Origin of the sequence: Iodobacter violaceini (assembly GCF_011601265.1) — a bacterium.
Classification (GTDB): domain Bacteria; phylum Pseudomonadota; class Gammaproteobacteria; order Burkholderiales; family Chitinibacteraceae; genus Iodobacter; species Iodobacter violaceini.
Map to the genome: position 1 here is coordinate 1 of NZ_JAAOLX010000012.1, position 16,469 is coordinate 16,469.

The following is a 16,469-nucleotide window of genomic DNA, read 5'->3' on the forward strand; positions in this document are numbered from 1 at the left end:
GCAAGCACTTGTTTCGCTTCCGAATCAAGCACTCACACTCATCGACTGTATTTTTTTAAAGATCGTTTCGCTGCTTCTGCATCACTTCGTTTCCGTGTGTGCTGCAGCGAGAGGCCGAAATATACGGACCTTGCCGTACCAGGTCAACCACTACCAAGCAATAAAACTGTAGTAATACGCTAAGCCTTTGATTTAAATAAACACAGATTTATTATTCGAGCAGCTAATAAACAAGACACAACAATTTTTCAAATTGATTCAAGTCATTTACGCCGCAAATTAAAGCCCACAAAAAAAACAAAATGAGCAGCATCGCCATACGGTGAACAAAATATTGCATAAAAGAACCAATCCAACCTATGGATTTGTATAAAATAGCCATCGCAGTAAAAAGTACATCAGAATATTATTACTTTCACAGGTACAGCCCCTGTCTATCGAAGCAGATTAACTCAAACGCCTTTTTTATTTTGTAAGTCCAACAAAAACGATCAACCCACTATCCGGCCCTAAATCCTGATACACCCAGGAGCTACCCATGTCTGTCAGTACGCGGCTATTGGCCCTTGCCGTCACCATTAATGCCTTTTGCGCTTTAGCCATTGCGGTGACAACCCCCGTATTTAACTCCGCCCTGCTCTCTTGCCTGCTCTTTATTCCGCCATCTGCCGCATTGCTATATTTTGGCCTGCGTTATCTGCTGCGCCCGCTGACATCCCTCAGCCAGTCTATGCAGCAATTAAGCACGAATGGCGGCAATTTAAATACCCGCATAGCGATTCAATCCCAGGATGAATTTGGTGAGATTGCAAAAGGCTTTAATCTGTTCAGCGAAAAACTGCAAAGCACATTCCGGGAAGTGCAGCGCGATATGGAAGGCCTTTCGCTGGGGCTGCGGGAACTGAGCAGCGTAACCGGCCAGCTGGTTAACGACAGCAATGCACAATCAGACTACGCGGCCTCATCTGCCGCTGGCGTTGAAGAAATCACAGTGAACATTGGCTTAATTGCCAATAATGCTCACAGCGTGGATCAGACCGTTGAGGAAACTCAGTCGCTCTCCAATACCAGCGCCATCGCGGTACAGGGTGTAGCCGACGAAGTCAGCCAGATGAGCCATTCATTTCAGGCGCTGGGCTCAACCATGCATACGCTAAGCCAAAACTCACAAGAAATTGGCAGCATTGTTGGTGTCATCAAAGACATTGCCCAGCAAACCAATCTGTTAGCATTAAACGCAGCAATTGAAGCCGCGCGTGCCGGGGAGCAAGGCCGGGGCTTTGCCGTGGTAGCAGACGAAGTTCGTAAACTTGCTGAGCGCAGCGCCAATGCCACGGTAGAAATCACCAATCGGATCGAAGCCGTTGACCGCGATACACAAAATGTAGTCAGCACGATGAACGATACCGCCGGGCGCATTGCAGGCAGTGCTGATCGCGCCGACGATGCGCGCAGACAAATGCTGGCGATTGGCGAAAAAATGGCACACGTTGTTGTAGTGGTCAAAGAAATCGCCGAATCAACACGCGAACAAACCGCTGCCAGCAATTCGATGGCACGCTCCATTGAGCAAATCAATAATATGAGCCAGTCCAGCGACTCTGGCCTGCAACAGGCAAAACGCGCCCTGGTTCAATTAGACAACCGCGCCCGTGATCTGATGAAAACGGTCGGGCAATTTCAACTGGGCGATATTGAAGTTTTACACAGCTGGTTTGCCGCCAGCGGCTTTCGCGCCGTAGCGGATATCAAGGCCAGACTCAATCAGATCAATCATCACTGGGCCGACAACCATAGCGGCAAAGATGTACCGGGCATGCTTAAAAAAGCCGTCGACGAGGGTAAGCTTCCAACAGCAGTTGCCATTGGCGGGGTAAAAATTCAAAACTGGACCGGCCGGGGCCTGTTAGCCAATCTTGATGCACAAGCGAATGAGCAGCGCTGGGCGCAGATTTTACCCAAAGTGCTGAATGATCAGATGCAGGCAGAAGGCCATTATGTTGCTGTGCCGCTGGGCGTTGCCCGCGTTAATGTACTTTGGGCAAATGCCAGCATTATGCGCAGAATGAATCAGAGCCGTGCCCCCGCCACTTGGGATGAGTTTTTTCATCTGTGCGACCGGCTTAAAGCAGAAGGGATTACGCCACTGGCCCACAGCGAAGTGAAGTGGCAGGTAGCCACCTTATTTGAAGCTGTCACTCTGGGCGTGTGCGGAGCGGCCCACTATCTGAATGCATTCAGTAAATTAGACCGTGCGGCCCTCACTGGCGCACAAACCATAAAAGCCCTTGAAACTTTCCGCCGCTTAAAACCTTACTGCTCGCCCGACCCTGCCGGGCGCGAGTGGAACCTGGCCACGGCAGATGTGATTAACGGTAAGGCCGCGATGCAATTAATGGGCGACTGGGTAAAAGGGGAGTTTGATACGGCGAATAAGCAGCCCAACACCGATTACCTCTTCTGGGCATCTCCTACGCAAAATGGTGAATACAGCTTTGCGGCCGACACCCTCACCTTTTTCCGCCAGGATGATCCAGCAAGGCAGCAAGCTCAAAATGACTTTGCAACGCTGCTGATGAGCGCCGAAGCACAAATCGCCTACAACAAACATAAAGGCAGCATCCCGGCCCGCACCGATATTGACGTGCATAAACTGGATACTTACGGCAAGGCTTCAGCACAGGACTTTGCACAATCCTCCGGCAAAAACACCCTCGTTCCTTCGTGGGCACATAATATGGCGGTGCAGGATGACCTGAAGAAAACCTGGATTGAAATTGTATTCGAATACTGGAATAACGACAGTATCAACGCCAGCACCACGGCCAATAAACTGGCGGCAGCCATCCGGCGCTAGGCAGATCTGAAACCCGCAAAAAAGCCCCGGTGGACAAATATCCACAGGGGCTTTTTTCCAGCAACTTTTCCCACAAAGAAAATGGCAAAGCTTACATATCAATATGTTTAATTAATTTGGTCGGGCCATATTGATCATCAAAGCCATAGCTATCGACTTCAACTTTGCCACTGGCACGCACTTTGACCAGCGCCCATGCATAAAAACGATCTTCAGGCAGACTGGTTTCGCCCACATCCGCACTAAAGGGGGATCCGCCAGAGCCCACCATCACTTGCCACGCCTTGCCGCCCTTATTTTTTGTGGGCTGCACTGCATTATATATATGCTCGTGCCCGCAGAAATAGCTGGCATCAGCGTCTTCAATCACCTGCCAAAATGCCTGCTGATGCTCAGGAAATTTATCCAAGCCTTCCAGCTCTATGCCTGCTTTATAAAAATAGGTGTAAGCCGGTTTGTGGCCAAACACAAATTGGCGTTTTGCGCCGCGGGCCTTAGCCTGGGCCAGATCATCCCTCAGCCAGGCCACCGGTGCATGGCCATCATGACCCACTGGATCGGTATTGATCACGGCAAAGTGCACGCCTGCAAAATCAAAAGAATAGGAGAGCTGTGACTGATCGGTGCTGATTTTGTCTGCACTGCCAATTTGCGGTGCATTTCTGGGATTAAATGCGCTGAAATGACTGCCAACGGCGTTTTTCCAACGCGCGGCATCCACAATCAAATCCCCCATATTCTCACGCCAGCTGTCTTCATTACTTTGGCGGGCGATTTTTTTAGTTTTGCCGTCTTCTTTGAATTTTTCCTGCACTTCATGATTACCCGGCACCGGCACCACATAAGTACCACTCTCCTGTAAGCCGGTGACCATCCCCCGCCAATAAGCATACTGGCGGTTTAACTCAGCCTTATTGGTGGTGTAGCCCATGATCATATCGCCATTAAAAAACAGCGCATGCGGCTTTTGCTGCTGAATTTCACGCAGTATCCGCGACCATGCTTTAGTATTTTGCAGCCAGATACGATCCTGGCCATTCAGAATATTGGAAGGCTCGGCACGGGAATCCCCAACCGTTGCGAATGACGCCACAACAGGGTCAGCCTCAGCCGAAAAGCTTGCCAGTGGTGAGCAGAACAGTAAGCCCGCAAAAACAGCAGAAAGTTTCATCAGTGATTTTCCTTGTAAGCTTCAGATACTAACCATCGCGAATGACACTGCAGTGACAGCCAGGGCACAGTACCATGCAGATCCGATCTTACCCGTTTAAGAAAAAACACTGCCGGAGCGGCTTTCACCAGCAAAGCCGCTCCTGAAAAAACTTATATTTTCTTGTCTGAGCTTGCGAGATTTACCCCTCGCCCCTTAAGCTGCCGCGCCCAACAAACGCAACACAGCCATTGCACCCAGACGGGTATTGTCCCCAGCCAGCCAAAGCGATACACCCTGGCCGCTGGCGCGCACACGACTCACCCAAACCTTGTCACCACCGATCACATCCTGCGGCGTAACCAAACCAGCTGCGCCTTGTGCTTCTAACAAATAAACGCCTTCTGCATCAGTCAATGCCGCTTTCAGCGTATTTAAAGTGACATCCTCAGCAAAACGCACATTCAGGCTAATGCCATGACCAAAAAACATCGGCACACGGGTGCAAGTCAGCGACATTGGCACATCCACACATACGCTGCCGACCTCTGTAATGATGCGCATCTCTTCAGCCGTGGCACCATATTCATCCACAGCGCCAATTGAAGGATGCAAATTAAACGCCATCCGCTTTGCGTAGTGACCGAGCTGCACTTCACTTTGTGCGAACAAAGCGCGTGTTTGTTCTGACAACTCATCAATACCCTGCTTACCATCTTGCGAAACCGACAACATCGCCGTTACGGTTAAGCCCGAGAAAGGTGCTGCCTTAGCCAGCGCTTTCAGCACCGGCAATAAAATAGTCGTTACTTCATGCGGCATACGTGCCACGCCGCCGCGCTTCAGGCGAGTATCTGGCTCGGCCAAAGGCACATCAGCCCCGCCACTTAAATCAACCACCGCCGCGCCTGCTTCTGCGGCAATTTTGGCGTAGCGAATGGCGCATGCCGGATCTTCACCACAAAACACCACTAAATCAGGCACTTCCCAATTGAATTCATCCACCCCCAGGATAGGGAAATCCTGGCCACGAAACTCGACCATCTCGCCTTCATCTGTCACCGCCAAAGGAAAAAAGGTGGAGAAAGACTGCGATGTTGCACCCAACACCTCTAATAAAGTCTCGCCCGAAGTACTGTTTGCCCCGACAACAGCCAGAGAAAGCGGTTTTACAGCCATGATCAAATCCTTTGAAAATATAAAAATACAAAAACCAAAATCTGCAGACACAACACGCACGGTAAAAAATACAGAGGGTAAACCAGAAAAAATGCACTCATCCCTGGCTGCATGGCGCTTCACATCAGGCTTTAGCCACGTTGTTCGTATTTGCCCTGAACGATAAGCGGTGCTGTCATAAAACAAACAGGGCGCAATATGCGCCCTGCTTATCCATGCGTCCAGCCTAATATTTTACAAAGCGGCGACCACCGCATCGCCCATTTCTGAGCAACTTACCTTTGTGGTACCCGCTTCAAAAATATCAGCGGTACGTAAACCATCAGCAAGTACTTTTTTCACCGCGTTTTCAATCCGCTGTGCAACCGCTTCTAAATTAAAGCTGTAGCGCATCATCATCGCCACAGACAAAATCGTTGCCAGCGGATTCGCCAAATTTTTACCGGCAATATCCGGCGCTGAGCCATGGCTTGGCTCGTACAAGCCTTTATTATTAGCATCCAGGGATGCTGAAGGCAGCATGCCGATCGAGCCGGTCAGCATCGATGCTTCATCACTCAGAATATCGCCAAAGATATTGCCCGTAACCATTACATCAAATTGCTTAGGATTACGTACCAATTGCATGGCCGCGTTATCCACATACATATGGCTGAGCGTCACCTCAGGATATTCCTTAGCCACATCGGTCATGATTTCTTTCCAAAACTCCGTGGTTTCCAGCACATTAGCCTTATCCACCGAACACAATTTTTTATTGCGCTTCATCGCAATACCGAAAGCCACATGGGCAATGCGGCGCACTTCTGATTCGGCGTAGAGCATGGTATTAAAGCCTTCACGCTCACCCGCTGCGTTAACGCGAATACCACGAGGCTGCCCAAAATAGATATCCCCCGTCAGCTCGCGCACGATCATGATATCTAAACCGCTGACCACTTCTGGCTTGAGTGTGGAAGCATTCGCCAGCTCAGGGTACAGAATCGCCGGGCGTAAATTAGCAAACAGGTTTAAATCTTTACGAATCGCCAGCAAACCACGCTCCGGGCGCAGCGGGCGATCCAGGTTATCATAAGCAGGGCCGCCTACCGCACCCAGCAACACCGCATCGGCCTCACGAGCTAATTTTTGCGTGACATCCGGATAAGGCGAGCCATACTGATCGTAAGCAGCACCACCCAAAGGCGCTTCTTCAAGCGTGATCGCCAAGCCTTCTTTTTGCAGCACTTCCAATACTTTACGGGCTTCTCTGATAATTTCCGGGCCAATGCCATCGCCTGGCAATACTGCAATCTTCATACCAATCAACCTTTTGCTAGTCTTTAAATAGAAATACAAGCGCAGCGGACATTTACGCACAAAGCACTGGTGATTTCTGATGCCCATGCTTGCGGCACATAAAAACACACAGGTTTACTTTGGCGAAAGCCTTATAAAGGCTTATTGAACAGACACAATGCGAGTAAAGATTCGCTCCAGATCTTACCTGCTATCGGCAAAGACGCCAACGCAAGCGGGCAGGCTTTTGCTGATATCCGCCCGACACCAAAGCAAAAAACACCATCCCCTGCCATTTATACCTGTAAACAACAGACAAAACGGCACGTAAATCTGTGCTGGCTAAACTGGAGCACGGCAACTCCAAAGCAACAAAAAATGGCAATCACCGACTGGCCCGAAGACGAGCGCCCCAGAGAAAAACTGCTGGCCCATGGAGCAGAATATCTTAGTGATGCTGAACTTCTGGCGCTTTTCCTGCGTGTGGGCGTCAAAGGCAAAAGCGCAGTCGATCTGGCACGGGATCTGCTTCTGTATTTTGGCTCTTTAGAACACCTTTTTCAGGCGCCGCACAATGCACTTTGCCAGGTTCACGGCATGGGCTCAGCTAAATATTGTCAATTACAAGCCGTATTAGAGATGTCCAAGCGTGCACTCCAGGAAGAGCTGCACAAAGCAGATGCGTTTACCTCGCCCGCTTCCGTCAAAGCTTTTTTAAAATTACGGCTTCGTGGTTTAGACCACGAAGAATTTCACGCCCTGTTTTTAAACACAGCCCATCAGCTGATTAGTGCAGAAACTTTATTTAAAGGCTCGCTGTCGGAAACACGAATATATCCGCGCGAAGTGGCAAGGCGTGCTTTGGCCCTGAATGCCGCGGCAGTCATCGTGGCGCACAACCACCCTTCCGGCAGCCCGCAACCATCAGACGCTGACATCCATATCACCCAGCAATTACGCAATACACTGGAAATCATCAATGTAAGCTTACTGGATCACTGCATTATTGCCGCACATCAGGTCATCTCGATGGCAGAACTCGGCTTGGTCTAAAAAAGCTCCGGAGCAAACCGATACAGCGGCATACTCCGGAGCCGCCGCTATGCGTATCACTCAAAGCCAGGTCAGCCTCAGCGCTGAGCGCCAGTTTTCTGCAGAACAATCATCATCAACGCTACGCCTGCAGAGCGCCCCAGCACCCAGCACCGAAGTCACCCTCTCTCCGGCAGCGCATCAGCCACGCTCCTTCAACAACATGGACCAGCGTGTCTCACTGATTAAAAGCTTACTGGAAAGTATTTTGGGCTACGAAATAAAATTCTGGGGTTTTGACGGAGAGCTGACACCACCAGAGACTCCATCTTCATCCCCGCAAGCTGAATCAGCGGGCTTTTCATTAGAAACAAAATACACCTATGCAGAAACTGAAAACGCCCAGTTTCAGGCAAAAGGAAAAGTAAAAACCGCTGCGGGCATGGAAATCCAATTTTCAGCCGAACTCTCTTTAAGCCGCAGCTACCAGTTTTCCAGCCAGACAGAAATCTACTCAGGCAGCATGGCGAGGCCCAAAAAAGACCCGCTTATTCTTAATTACGCCACAGCTGCAGCAACACTCTCTGATCAGAAATTTAGCTTTGACCTGAGCAGTGACGGCAGGCCGCAAGAAATCAGCCTGCTCAGACAAGGCAGCGCCTTTCTTGCTCTGGATCGGAATGAAGACGGAAAAATAAACCAGGGAAGCGAGTTGTTTGGAGCACAAAGCGGTGATGGCTTTGCTGATTTAGCTCAATACGACAACGATCAAAACGGCTGGATCGATGAAGGGGATGCCGTATTTGCGCATTTAAAGCTCTGGATAAAAGACGACAGTGGCCAGGATCAGCTTGTTCCGCTGAGCGATAAGGGAATAGGCGCACTTTTTCTGGGCCATGCCCAGGCCCGCTTTAACTTAAACAATTCAAGCAATGAAACGCTGGGACAGATCCGCGCGTCAGGGATTTATCTGAGAGAAGATGGCAGCGGCGGCAGCATGCAGCAAATCGATCTTGCCGTTTAAGCGTAACAAGATCTTAAACAAAATGGCGCAAACTGTTCTGTTGCGCCTTTGATACAGCTCATCACAGTTTGCGGAAATTCGATTGCGACGGTAATAGTGAATAGCCTCTAATAAGGCAGGCATCGGCCTGCTGAAGCAATAATTCACACCAAGGAATAGAGACATGACTATTGCACGTTACAGCCTTATCGCGGCTGCCATTCTGACTCTTGGCGCCTGTGGAAAACAAGAAGCCCCCAAAGAAGTGGCCAGTCAGGCCGCAGCTGAAACCGCTCAGCCCGCCGCAAGCAACAGCGGTGACACCGTAAAAATAGCTCACTCCGCCCCGCTTACCGGCAATAACGCTCACTTTGGTAAAGACAACGAAAATGGCACACGCATGGCCATCGACGAAGTCAATGCGGAAGGCGGCGCAGATATTGGCGGTAAAAAAGTTAAATTTGAACTGGTTTCAGAAGACGACCAGGCCGACCCCAAAACAGCTACAACAGTGGCACAACGCTTTGTTGACATGAAAGTAGCCGGCATTATTGGCCACATGAATTCCGGCACTACCATTCCAGCATCCAAAATTTATGCAGATGCCGGCATCCCACAAATTTCCCCCTCAGCCACTGCCGTGGCTTACACCGCCCAGGGCTTCAAATCAGCTTTCCGCGTGATGAGCAATGATGCTCAGCAAGGGAAGGTGCTCGGTGACTTTGCGGTTAAAAAACTAGCCGCAAAGAAAGTCGCCATTATCGACGACCGTACAGCTTACGGCCAGGGCTTAGCAGATGAGTTTGAAAAAGCAGCAAAAGCCGCTGGCGCTGAAGTGGTTAAGCGCGAATTTACCACCAATCAGGAAACCGACTTTAATGCCATTCTGACCAGCATTAAGGGAGCAAAACCTGACCTGGTCTTTTATGGCGGGATGGATGCGCAGGCAGCTCCACTGAAAAAGCAAGCCAAAAAACTCGGCATTGCGGCAAAAATCATGGGGGGCGATGGCACGCAAACCCCGGAATTTATCAAACTGGCGGGTGCTGATTCTGAAGGCATGGTGTCTTCAAGCCCTGGTCAGTCTAAAGAAAGCATGCCTGGCGGCGCTGAATTTTTAACTAAATTCAAAGCAAAGTTTGGTGTGGATGTTAACCTTTATGCACCTTACAACTATGACGCTACTAAGGTCATGATTGAAGCCATGAAAAAAGCAGGCTCGGTTGATCCTGCCAAATACCTGCCTGAGCTGCAAAAAATCGAATACAAAGGCGTTACTGGCATCATCAGCTTTGATGAGAAAGGCGACATCAAAAACGGCCCGATTACGGTCTACCAGGTGAAGGGTGGGAAGTGGGAAGTGATCGAAGTCGTTGCAGGCGAAGCAAAGTAAGAGTCATAATGGCGTAATCTAAAAAGGCGACCCTTGCGTCGCCTTTTTTTTAAAACGACAGCCTTGGATTCGCTGGCGGATAGCCCTGCCTTGAACTAGGATAAAGACGGCATTCACATAGAAATGCATGCAATATGGGAGAGCAAGACCATGAAACTTGAAGAAGTCTTCGAACAAACGCACAAGCTGCCGACCATACCCAAGGTTGTTCAAGAGCTCATCGATAGCTTTAGTAAAGACGATATCGACATCGAGACCATCGCTAAAAAAATTGCACTCGATCAGGTTATTACCGCTAAAGTGCTGCGCCTGGCTAACTCTGCTCATTTTGGCGCTTCCAGACAAATTGCATCCGTCAACGAGGCCGTGGTTGTCCTTGGCTTTAACACGGTTCGTACCTTAGTGGTTGCCTCAGGGGTTACCGGTGCTTTTATTACAACACCAGGCTTTGATCGTAAGCGTTTCTGGAAACACAGCCTGCGCGTGGCCACGCTGGCCAAATGGCTGTCCAAACATGCCAAATATAATGGTGAAATCGCTTTTACCACCGGCATGATTCATAGCATCGGCGAAATGCTTATTCATATTGTGGCCCCCGAGCTAGCTGCAAAAATTGATCAGTATGTAGATAATGGTGCTGCAGACCGGGTTGCTTTAGAAACCAATAATATTGGCTTTGATTATGTCATGGTGGGAGAAGAATTAGCCCGCCGCTGGAATTTTCCGGTTGAAATTCAAATGGCCGTCAAATACCAAAACACCCCGGATGATCAGCAGCCCGCATCCAAATTAAGCCATATCCTGCACCTGGCCCTGCATCTGACCAAAAATGAAGAAAGCTGCGAAGATGCAAAAGCACTTGCGGCCAGCCTGCCTGTCTCTTCACTTGATGTACTTGCCCTTGATACGGATGCTCTTGGCGTTCACCTGGCAGAGATTAAAGACCTCGCATCAGGCATGGAAGAAATGATAGGCTGAGGCACCCTGTACAGTATTTACCTGTCATTAAAAAGCCGGCCAATTCGCCGGTTTTTTAATGGTATTTGCGGCGCGCTGATGATGTTTTGAATCATTTAATTCGCAGCTACAAGCTTCTTTTTAATCAAAAAAACTTTGCGTTTAAAATGCGGGATAAGCCTGATATTCAAATCATTAGGCAGCACTTAGTCTTGTCTTGCCGGATGCTTAAAGCAGAGAATCGGTAAACCACCCAAAGCGGAGATTTAACATGTTCAGCAAAAAAAATATAATTCTATTGCTCGCCAGTGCCACGCTGTTTGTTACTCCTGTATATGCTGCAAAAGTTTATCAAGTTGCAACTGATGCAGCTTATGCACCGTTTGAATCCGTAAATGATAAAAAAGAAATTGTCGGCTTCGATATGGATGTGATTAAAGCTGTTGCGCTTAAAGCGGGTATCGAAGTTCAGCTGCACAACACGCCTTGGGAAGGTATTTTTGCGACGCTTAGCTCAGGTGATCGCGATTTAGTCGCATCTGCAGTGACTATCACGCCAGAGCGCAAACAGAGCATGGATTTTTCAGACCCTTACTTTGAAGCCAAACAACTTATTGCAGTGGGTAAAAAAAGTAATATCAATAATTTCTCCGCTTTGAAAGGCAAAAAAGTAGGTGTTCAAACCGGCACAACCGGTGATGAAATTGTGCAAAAGCTGTTGGGTAAGACCAGTCCTAACATCAAACGCTTTGAATCAACCCCTCTTGCCATTAAAGAATTACTCAATGGCGGTGTAGATGCTGTTGTGGCGGATAATGGCGTAGTCATTAACTTTATCGCCAATAACAAGTCTTCCAGCCTGAAAACCATCGATGATGCAACTTTCGCAAAAGAATTCTATGGCTTTGCTGTAAAGAAAGGCAATAAAGAGCTGCTGGAGAAGTTAAACAAAGGCATTGCCGCAATTAAAGCCGATGGTACTTACGACAAAATCCACAAGAAATACTTCGGTAATTAAGCTTAATCATTTAAAATCGAAGCTATATCTTTCAGAAGCGCAATCCTGCTGGGCTTGCGCTTTTTTATTCCGCAATCAGAATATGGCATGACAATGGATTTCATTACCTTTTGGCAACAGATGCAAACCGCCGTTCCCATTCTTTCTAATTTTCAATTACAGATTGTTTGGGAATATCGCTCACTCTTTATCGATGGCATGAAGATGACCATCGGCATTACCCTGATTGCGGTCGTTTTTGGTACGCTGATCGGCTTATTTGCGGGGATGGCCCGCCTGGCAGATGTAAAACACGGCCTGTGGAAATACCCGGTTCGTTTTCTGGTTCGCTGGCCATCTTCGGCCTATGTCACTTTTTTCCGCGGCACACCATTATTTGTGCAAATTTTGCTAACCCACTTTGCCGTCATGCCGATGTTGGTTCACCCAACGGATGGTTTACTGATTAGTGGCGATTTAGCCTCTACGCTTCGCCAGGATTACGGCGCGTTTATGTCAGGTCTTGTGGCACTCACCCTGAATGCCGGTGCCTATATCACCGAAATTTTCCGTGCGGGGATTCAGTCCATCGCCAAAGGCCAGTTTGAAGCATCGCGCTCCCTGGGGATGAATTACTGGCAAACCATGCGTTTTGTGATTATCCCGCAAGCCTTCCGCCGCATGCTGCCACCACTGGGCAATGAAGCCATCATGCTGCTTAAAGACAGCTCGCTGGTCTCAGCCATTGGCCTTGCTGAGCTGGCTTATGCAGCCAGAACGGTGGCGGGTGCATATTCACGCTACTGGGAGCCCTACCTCACCATCTCCTTCCTTTACCTTATCGTAACTTTGCTGATGGCTGCGGGCGTAAACAAGCTGGAGAAACACTTCCAGTCCAGCGGCGGCATTCACTAATGCCTGGTCCAATACAAAAAAGCCTTCCAGCAATGGAAGGCTTTTTTTTACCTATAAAACGCGGTACAAATACGCTCAGCACTACATCTCAATCGGGTCCACATCCAAAATACAGCGCACTTTATTGTTGCGTGCTTCCAGCTTAGGCACGATGCGTTTTAAGGCGTTGACCAGGAGATGACGTGTATCGCTCATCACCAGCAGCTGCCAGCGCTCCATGCCCGCTTTGCGCTGCATGGTGGCGGCAATCGGGTCAAACATCTGCACACCTGGTGCATCGGCGAGCACGGTCTGTAATTGCTGTAAAAACGCCTTAGCCAGCGCGCCATCTTCAGCCTCTGCCCGCAATAGCGCATAAGCTGCAAACGGCGGCAGCTGCATACTGCTGCGCTCGTCCAGCTGCGCATCAGCAAAGGCTGCATAATCCTGTGCCAGCAGCTGACCATAAAAGGGATGATCATGATAAGCAGTCTGGATCAGCACCCTGCCTTGCGTACCTGCCCGCCCCGCTCTGCCTGCCACTTGTAACAGCTGGGCATACATACGCTCTTCACCGCGAAAATCCACGCTAAACAGCCCTGCATCGGCATTTAAAACCACCACTAAATTAAGCGCGGGGAAATCATGGCCCTTGGCCATCATTTGCGTGCCAACCAACAAATTAGCCTCGCCCGCGCTCACCTGACGCAGCATTTCTTGCAAGCTGCCTTTGCGCCGCGTGTTATCCCGGTCTATGCGTAAGATTTTTGCATCAGGAAACAATGTTTCTAATGCCGCTTCAATCCGCTGCGTGCCCTGGCCAAGCGGGCGAATGTCCTGATTACCACAATCCGGGCAGGCAGCAGGGATTACTTCTTCATAACCGCAATGATGGCAGCGTAAACGGCGCTCATTTAAATGCAGCACCAGTTTGGCCGAGCAACGCTTACATTCGCCCAGCCAGCCGCATTCGCCACAAGAGAGCACCGGCGCATAACCACGGCGGTTAATAAACACCAGCACCTGCTGGCCACCCGCCAGATGCTCACGCATGATATTTAAAGTGGCCTGATGCAGGCCTTCCACCACCTTGGCACGATGCATGGGGATAATTTCGATTTGCGGTGGCATCGCACCGCCCACCGCGCGGTGTTGTAAGGAGATCAGGCGATAACGCCCCTGACGCGCGTTATGCCATGTCTCCAGCGCGGGGGTTGCCGAGCCCAGCACAATAGGCACCTGCCGCTGATGCGCCCGATATACCGCGGCGTCCCGGGCCGAATAGCGAAGGCCTTCCTGCTGCTTAAACGAAGCATCATGCTCCTCGTCAACCACAATCATTCCTAAGCGTGGCATCGGTGTAAACACGGCCAGACGGGTGCCAAGCACAATATGCGCCTCACCACGGCTGGCAGACAGCCAGTTAAGCACCCTTTCCTTATCGCTTAAGCCACTATGCAGCGCCACAATGCGGGCACTGGGAAAACGCGCCCTGAAGCGCGCCTCCAGCTGAGGGGTGAGGTTTATCTCCGGCACCAGCACCAGAGCTTGTTTCCCTCTTGCAAGGCAAGCCGCAATTGTTTGCAAATAAACTTCGGTTTTGCCGCTGCCGGTAATACCAAACAATAAAAACGCAGCAAACGATGCATGCTGGCCATCAATCAAGGCAATGGCTGCGGCTTGCTCAGCATTAGCCCCGGCAGCCCCCACGGGCAGAGGAATCGCATCGGGCAGTGTTTCGGTAAAAAACACCCAACCCGCTTCTATCCAGTTTTTCAGCCATTTATTAGCACTGGGCGACACCGCCGCCAGCTCGGCACGTGCCATAGGCTGAGCCAGCATCAGGGCCAGCTGCTTTTGCGCTGTAGCGCGCGCAGACAAGCTTTGCAAAAGCGCATCCAGATTACCGGCCTGGTAAACACCACTTGGCTCCGGCGGCACAAAGACCTTGGGCTGGCGCAACGCAACGGGTAGCGCAGTTGCCAGGACCTGCCCCAGCGGATGTCCATAGTACTCGGCACAAAAGCGGCTCAGCGCCAGCACATCCTCAGCCAGAGGCGGCATATCATCGGGAAGAACAACAACAGGGCGTATTTTTGTCTGATCAAATGCTGTTTCAGTTGCAACACCCAGAATAAGCCCCGCCATGCGGCGCGGACCAAATGGAATGATCACCCGCGCACCGATCACAGGAGCGTACTCAGCAGGGCAGCTATATTCAAAAAGACGTGTAAGCGGAACATCGAGCGCCACCGAAACATAGCAGCAGTTTTTTAATACTCCGGTCATAAACGCCCTGCAAATAGGTGCAAAACAAGACTACCCACAGATTTTGTGGATAACTTTGTGGATTAACTGAAGATAAGTGCACAAACCCCAATAGAATCGGGGCTGTGCTTAGCTTGCCTATTTTTTGAACTCTAAAATACTTCTTTTAAAATCAATGAGTTACAAAAATGCGTAACAAACAATTAATTTTTCCTTAATGCTTGACAAGTCGCATTTAGTATCCATAAGCACTGTGTATAACTCAGGCTTACATTGGAAAAACCCAATGGAATTAGCCCGTAAGCCCTTGTTTTACTTATGAAATTGATGATACTTTCGTGACTGATTGTGTACACTTTCAACCAGGGTGGTGACATGATCAGGATTGGTGAATTGCGAGATACCATGGCCCAAATTAAACACATGCCCCTCACCCTCACCAAAGCTTGCCAGTAAGCGATCTACTTCAGATTCAATTGCAGCGGGATTGGCAAACAAGGCATTCGGGTCAAAATTACCCTGCAAAGCCACTTTATCGCCGATACGGCGGCGTGCATCGGCCAGGTCCACCGTCCAGTCCAGCCCCACTGCATCGCAGCCGCTATTGGCAATATCTTCCAGCCACAGCCCGCCGCCCTTGGTAAACACAATGACCGGCACTTTACGCCCGTCATGCTCGCGCTTAAGGCCCGCAATCACCTGCCTCATATAGTTCAGCGAGAATTCCTGATACTTGCCATAAGCCAAAGCGCCGCCCCATGTATCAAAAATCTGCACGGCCTGCGCACCCGCTTCAATTTGCGCATTCAGGTAATCAATCACGGTACGGGCATTCACATCCAGGATGTGGTGCAAAAGCTCAGGCCGATCGTAAAGCATGGTTTTCACGCGGCTAAACGTCGCCGAGCCCTGGCCTTCAATCATGTAGCAAGCAAGGGTAAACGGGCTGCCAGAGAAGCCAATCAGGGGCACCCGGCCACACAAGGCCTTGCGGATGGATGACACAGCATCGGTTACATAGCGCAGCTCAGTGCCCACATCAGGCACGGTCAGCGCCAGAATGTCGCGTTCATCCCGCAGTGGCCGCTCAAACTTAGGGCCCTCACCTTCAGCAAAATACAAACCCAGCCCCATTGCATCGGGCACAGTCAGGATATCGCTGAATAAAATTGCCGCATCCAATGGATAGCGCTCAAGTGGCTGTAAGGTTACTTCAGTAGCAAGCGCTGTGTTTTTACAAAGCTGCAAGAATGAACCGGCCTCTTTGCGGGTGGCACAATATTCAGGCAAATAACGCCCCGCCTGACGCATCAGCCACACCGGGGTGTATTCCACAGGCTCACGGCAAAGTGCGCGCAAGAAAGTATCGTTTTGTAATTGACTCATTAAGTAGCTTTCCATTTAAAGCAGTATGCCCATTTGCAACGGGCTGCTTGCTTAAAAACGGGGAGAACACCGTTC

12 protein-coding genes are annotated in these 16,469 nt (G+C 50.0%); 7 read left to right on the forward strand and 5 right to left on the reverse strand.

All coding sequences use genetic code 11. The annotated features are described in order from the left end of the window. The first annotated feature begins 538 nt into the window (after positions 1 to 538). Complete coding sequence (locus tag HA050_RS18570; RefSeq protein ID WP_166829546.1) at positions 539 to 2,857, forward strand: extracellular solute-binding protein; 2,319 nt, start codon at positions 539 to 541, stop codon at positions 2,855 to 2,857. 91 nt (positions 2,858 to 2,948) lie between these two features. Here the strand turns inward: HA050_RS18570 and HA050_RS18575 are convergent, their stop codons facing one another. The 3 genes from HA050_RS18575 to leuB all read right to left on the reverse strand — a co-directional run bounded on the left by HA050_RS18575 (position 2,949) and on the right by leuB (position 6,485). Continuing rightward, complete coding sequence (locus tag HA050_RS18575; RefSeq protein ID WP_166829549.1) at positions 2,949 to 4,028, reverse strand: metallophosphoesterase family protein; 1,080 nt, start codon at positions 4,026 to 4,028, stop codon at positions 2,949 to 2,951. Positions 4,029 to 4,223: 195 nt separating this feature from the next. Further along, complete coding sequence (locus tag HA050_RS18580; RefSeq protein WP_166829551.1) at positions 4,224 to 5,186, reverse strand: Asd/ArgC dimerization domain-containing protein; 963 nt, start codon at positions 5,184 to 5,186, stop codon at positions 4,224 to 4,226. Between the two features lie 234 nt (positions 5,187 to 5,420). Next, the gene (gene leuB, locus HA050_RS18585) at positions 5,421 to 6,485 is read right to left on the reverse strand and encodes a 3-isopropylmalate dehydrogenase (protein WP_166829554.1); all 1,065 of its coding nucleotides are present in this window, start codon (positions 6,483 to 6,485) and stop codon (positions 5,421 to 5,423) included. A 357-nt stretch (positions 6,486 to 6,842) separates the two neighbouring features. Between leuB and radC the strand changes: the two genes are divergently transcribed. The 6 genes from radC (at position 6,843) to HA050_RS18615 (ending at position 12,761) form a co-directional block, all read left to right on the forward strand. Next, entirely contained in the window at positions 6,843 to 7,517 is a 675-nt protein-coding gene (radC, locus tag HA050_RS18590) for a RadC family protein (protein ID WP_166829557.1), read from the forward strand. Positions 7,518 to 7,566: 49 nt separating this feature from the next. Next, positions 7,567 to 8,520, forward strand: coding sequence for an SPM autocatalytic domain-containing protein (locus HA050_RS18595; protein ID WP_166829560.1), 954 nt, complete (start codon positions 7,567 to 7,569; stop codon positions 8,518 to 8,520). 163 nt (positions 8,521 to 8,683) lie between these two features. After that, positions 8,684 to 9,892 (forward strand): branched-chain amino acid ABC transporter substrate-binding protein, encoded by a 1,209-nt coding sequence (locus HA050_RS18600; RefSeq protein WP_166829563.1) that lies wholly within the window; start codon positions 8,684 to 8,686, stop codon positions 9,890 to 9,892. A 150-nt stretch (positions 9,893 to 10,042) separates the two neighbouring features. Continuing rightward, the gene (locus tag HA050_RS18605; protein ID WP_166829565.1) at positions 10,043 to 10,870 is read left to right on the forward strand and encodes an HDOD domain-containing protein; all 828 of its coding nucleotides are present in this window, start codon (positions 10,043 to 10,045) and stop codon (positions 10,868 to 10,870) included. Between the two features lie 250 nt (positions 10,871 to 11,120). Continuing rightward, on the forward strand, positions 11,121 to 11,867 hold the full coding sequence (locus tag HA050_RS18610) for a basic amino acid ABC transporter substrate-binding protein (protein ID WP_166829569.1): 747 nt from the start codon (positions 11,121 to 11,123) through the stop codon (positions 11,865 to 11,867). Positions 11,868 to 11,987: 120 nt separating this feature from the next. Next, positions 11,988 to 12,761 carry an amino acid ABC transporter permease gene (locus HA050_RS18615; protein WP_479686912.1) on the forward strand — a complete coding sequence of 258 codons (774 nt, stop codon included), beginning with the start codon at positions 11,988 to 11,990 and terminating at the stop codon, positions 12,759 to 12,761. A gap of 81 nt (positions 12,762 to 12,842) precedes the next feature. Here the strand turns inward: HA050_RS18615 and HA050_RS18620 are convergent, their stop codons facing one another. Together HA050_RS18620 and hemE are read right to left on the reverse strand one after the other, a co-directional pair. Next, positions 12,843 to 15,029, reverse strand: coding sequence for a primosomal protein N' (locus HA050_RS18620; RefSeq protein WP_166829572.1), 2,187 nt, complete (start codon positions 15,027 to 15,029; stop codon positions 12,843 to 12,845). 291 nt (positions 15,030 to 15,320) lie between these two features. Beyond that, the gene (hemE, locus tag HA050_RS18625; RefSeq protein WP_166829575.1) at positions 15,321 to 16,394 is read right to left on the reverse strand and encodes a uroporphyrinogen decarboxylase; all 1,074 of its coding nucleotides are present in this window, start codon (positions 16,392 to 16,394) and stop codon (positions 15,321 to 15,323) included. Between the last annotated feature and the right edge of the window lie 75 nt (positions 16,395 to 16,469).

Coding starts and splice junctions, on each gene's coding strand:
- radC (WP_166829557.1), top strand. CDS start 6,843: ATGGCAATCACCGACTGGCCCGAAGACGAGCGCCCCAGAGAAAAACTG.
- HA050_RS18595 (WP_166829560.1), top strand. CDS start 7,567: ATGCGTATCACTCAAAGCCAGGTCAGCCTCAGCGCTGAGCGCCAGTTT.
- HA050_RS18610 (WP_166829569.1), top strand. CDS start 11,121: ATGTTCAGCAAAAAAAATATAATTCTATTGCTCGCCAGTGCCACGCTG.
- hemE (WP_166829575.1), bottom strand. CDS start 16,394: ATGAGTCAATTACAAAACGATACTTTCTTGCGCGCACTTTGCCGTGAG.
- leuB (WP_166829554.1), bottom strand. CDS start 6,485: ATGAAGATTGCAGTATTGCCAGGCGATGGCATTGGCCCGGAAATTATC.
- HA050_RS18605 (WP_166829565.1), top strand. CDS start 10,043: ATGAAACTTGAAGAAGTCTTCGAACAAACGCACAAGCTGCCGACCATA.
- HA050_RS18615 (WP_479686912.1), top strand. CDS start 11,988: ATGCAAACCGCCGTTCCCATTCTTTCTAATTTTCAATTACAGATTGTT.
- HA050_RS18620 (WP_166829572.1), bottom strand. CDS start 15,029: ATGACCGGAGTATTAAAAAACTGCTGCTATGTTTCGGTGGCGCTCGAT.
- HA050_RS18580 (WP_166829551.1), bottom strand. CDS start 5,186: ATGGCTGTAAAACCGCTTTCTCTGGCTGTTGTCGGGGCAAACAGTACT.
- HA050_RS18570 (WP_166829546.1), top strand. CDS start 539: ATGTCTGTCAGTACGCGGCTATTGGCCCTTGCCGTCACCATTAATGCC.
- HA050_RS18600 (WP_166829563.1), top strand. CDS start 8,684: ATGACTATTGCACGTTACAGCCTTATCGCGGCTGCCATTCTGACTCTT.
- HA050_RS18575 (WP_166829549.1), bottom strand. CDS start 4,028: ATGAAACTTTCTGCTGTTTTTGCGGGCTTACTGTTCTGCTCACCACTG.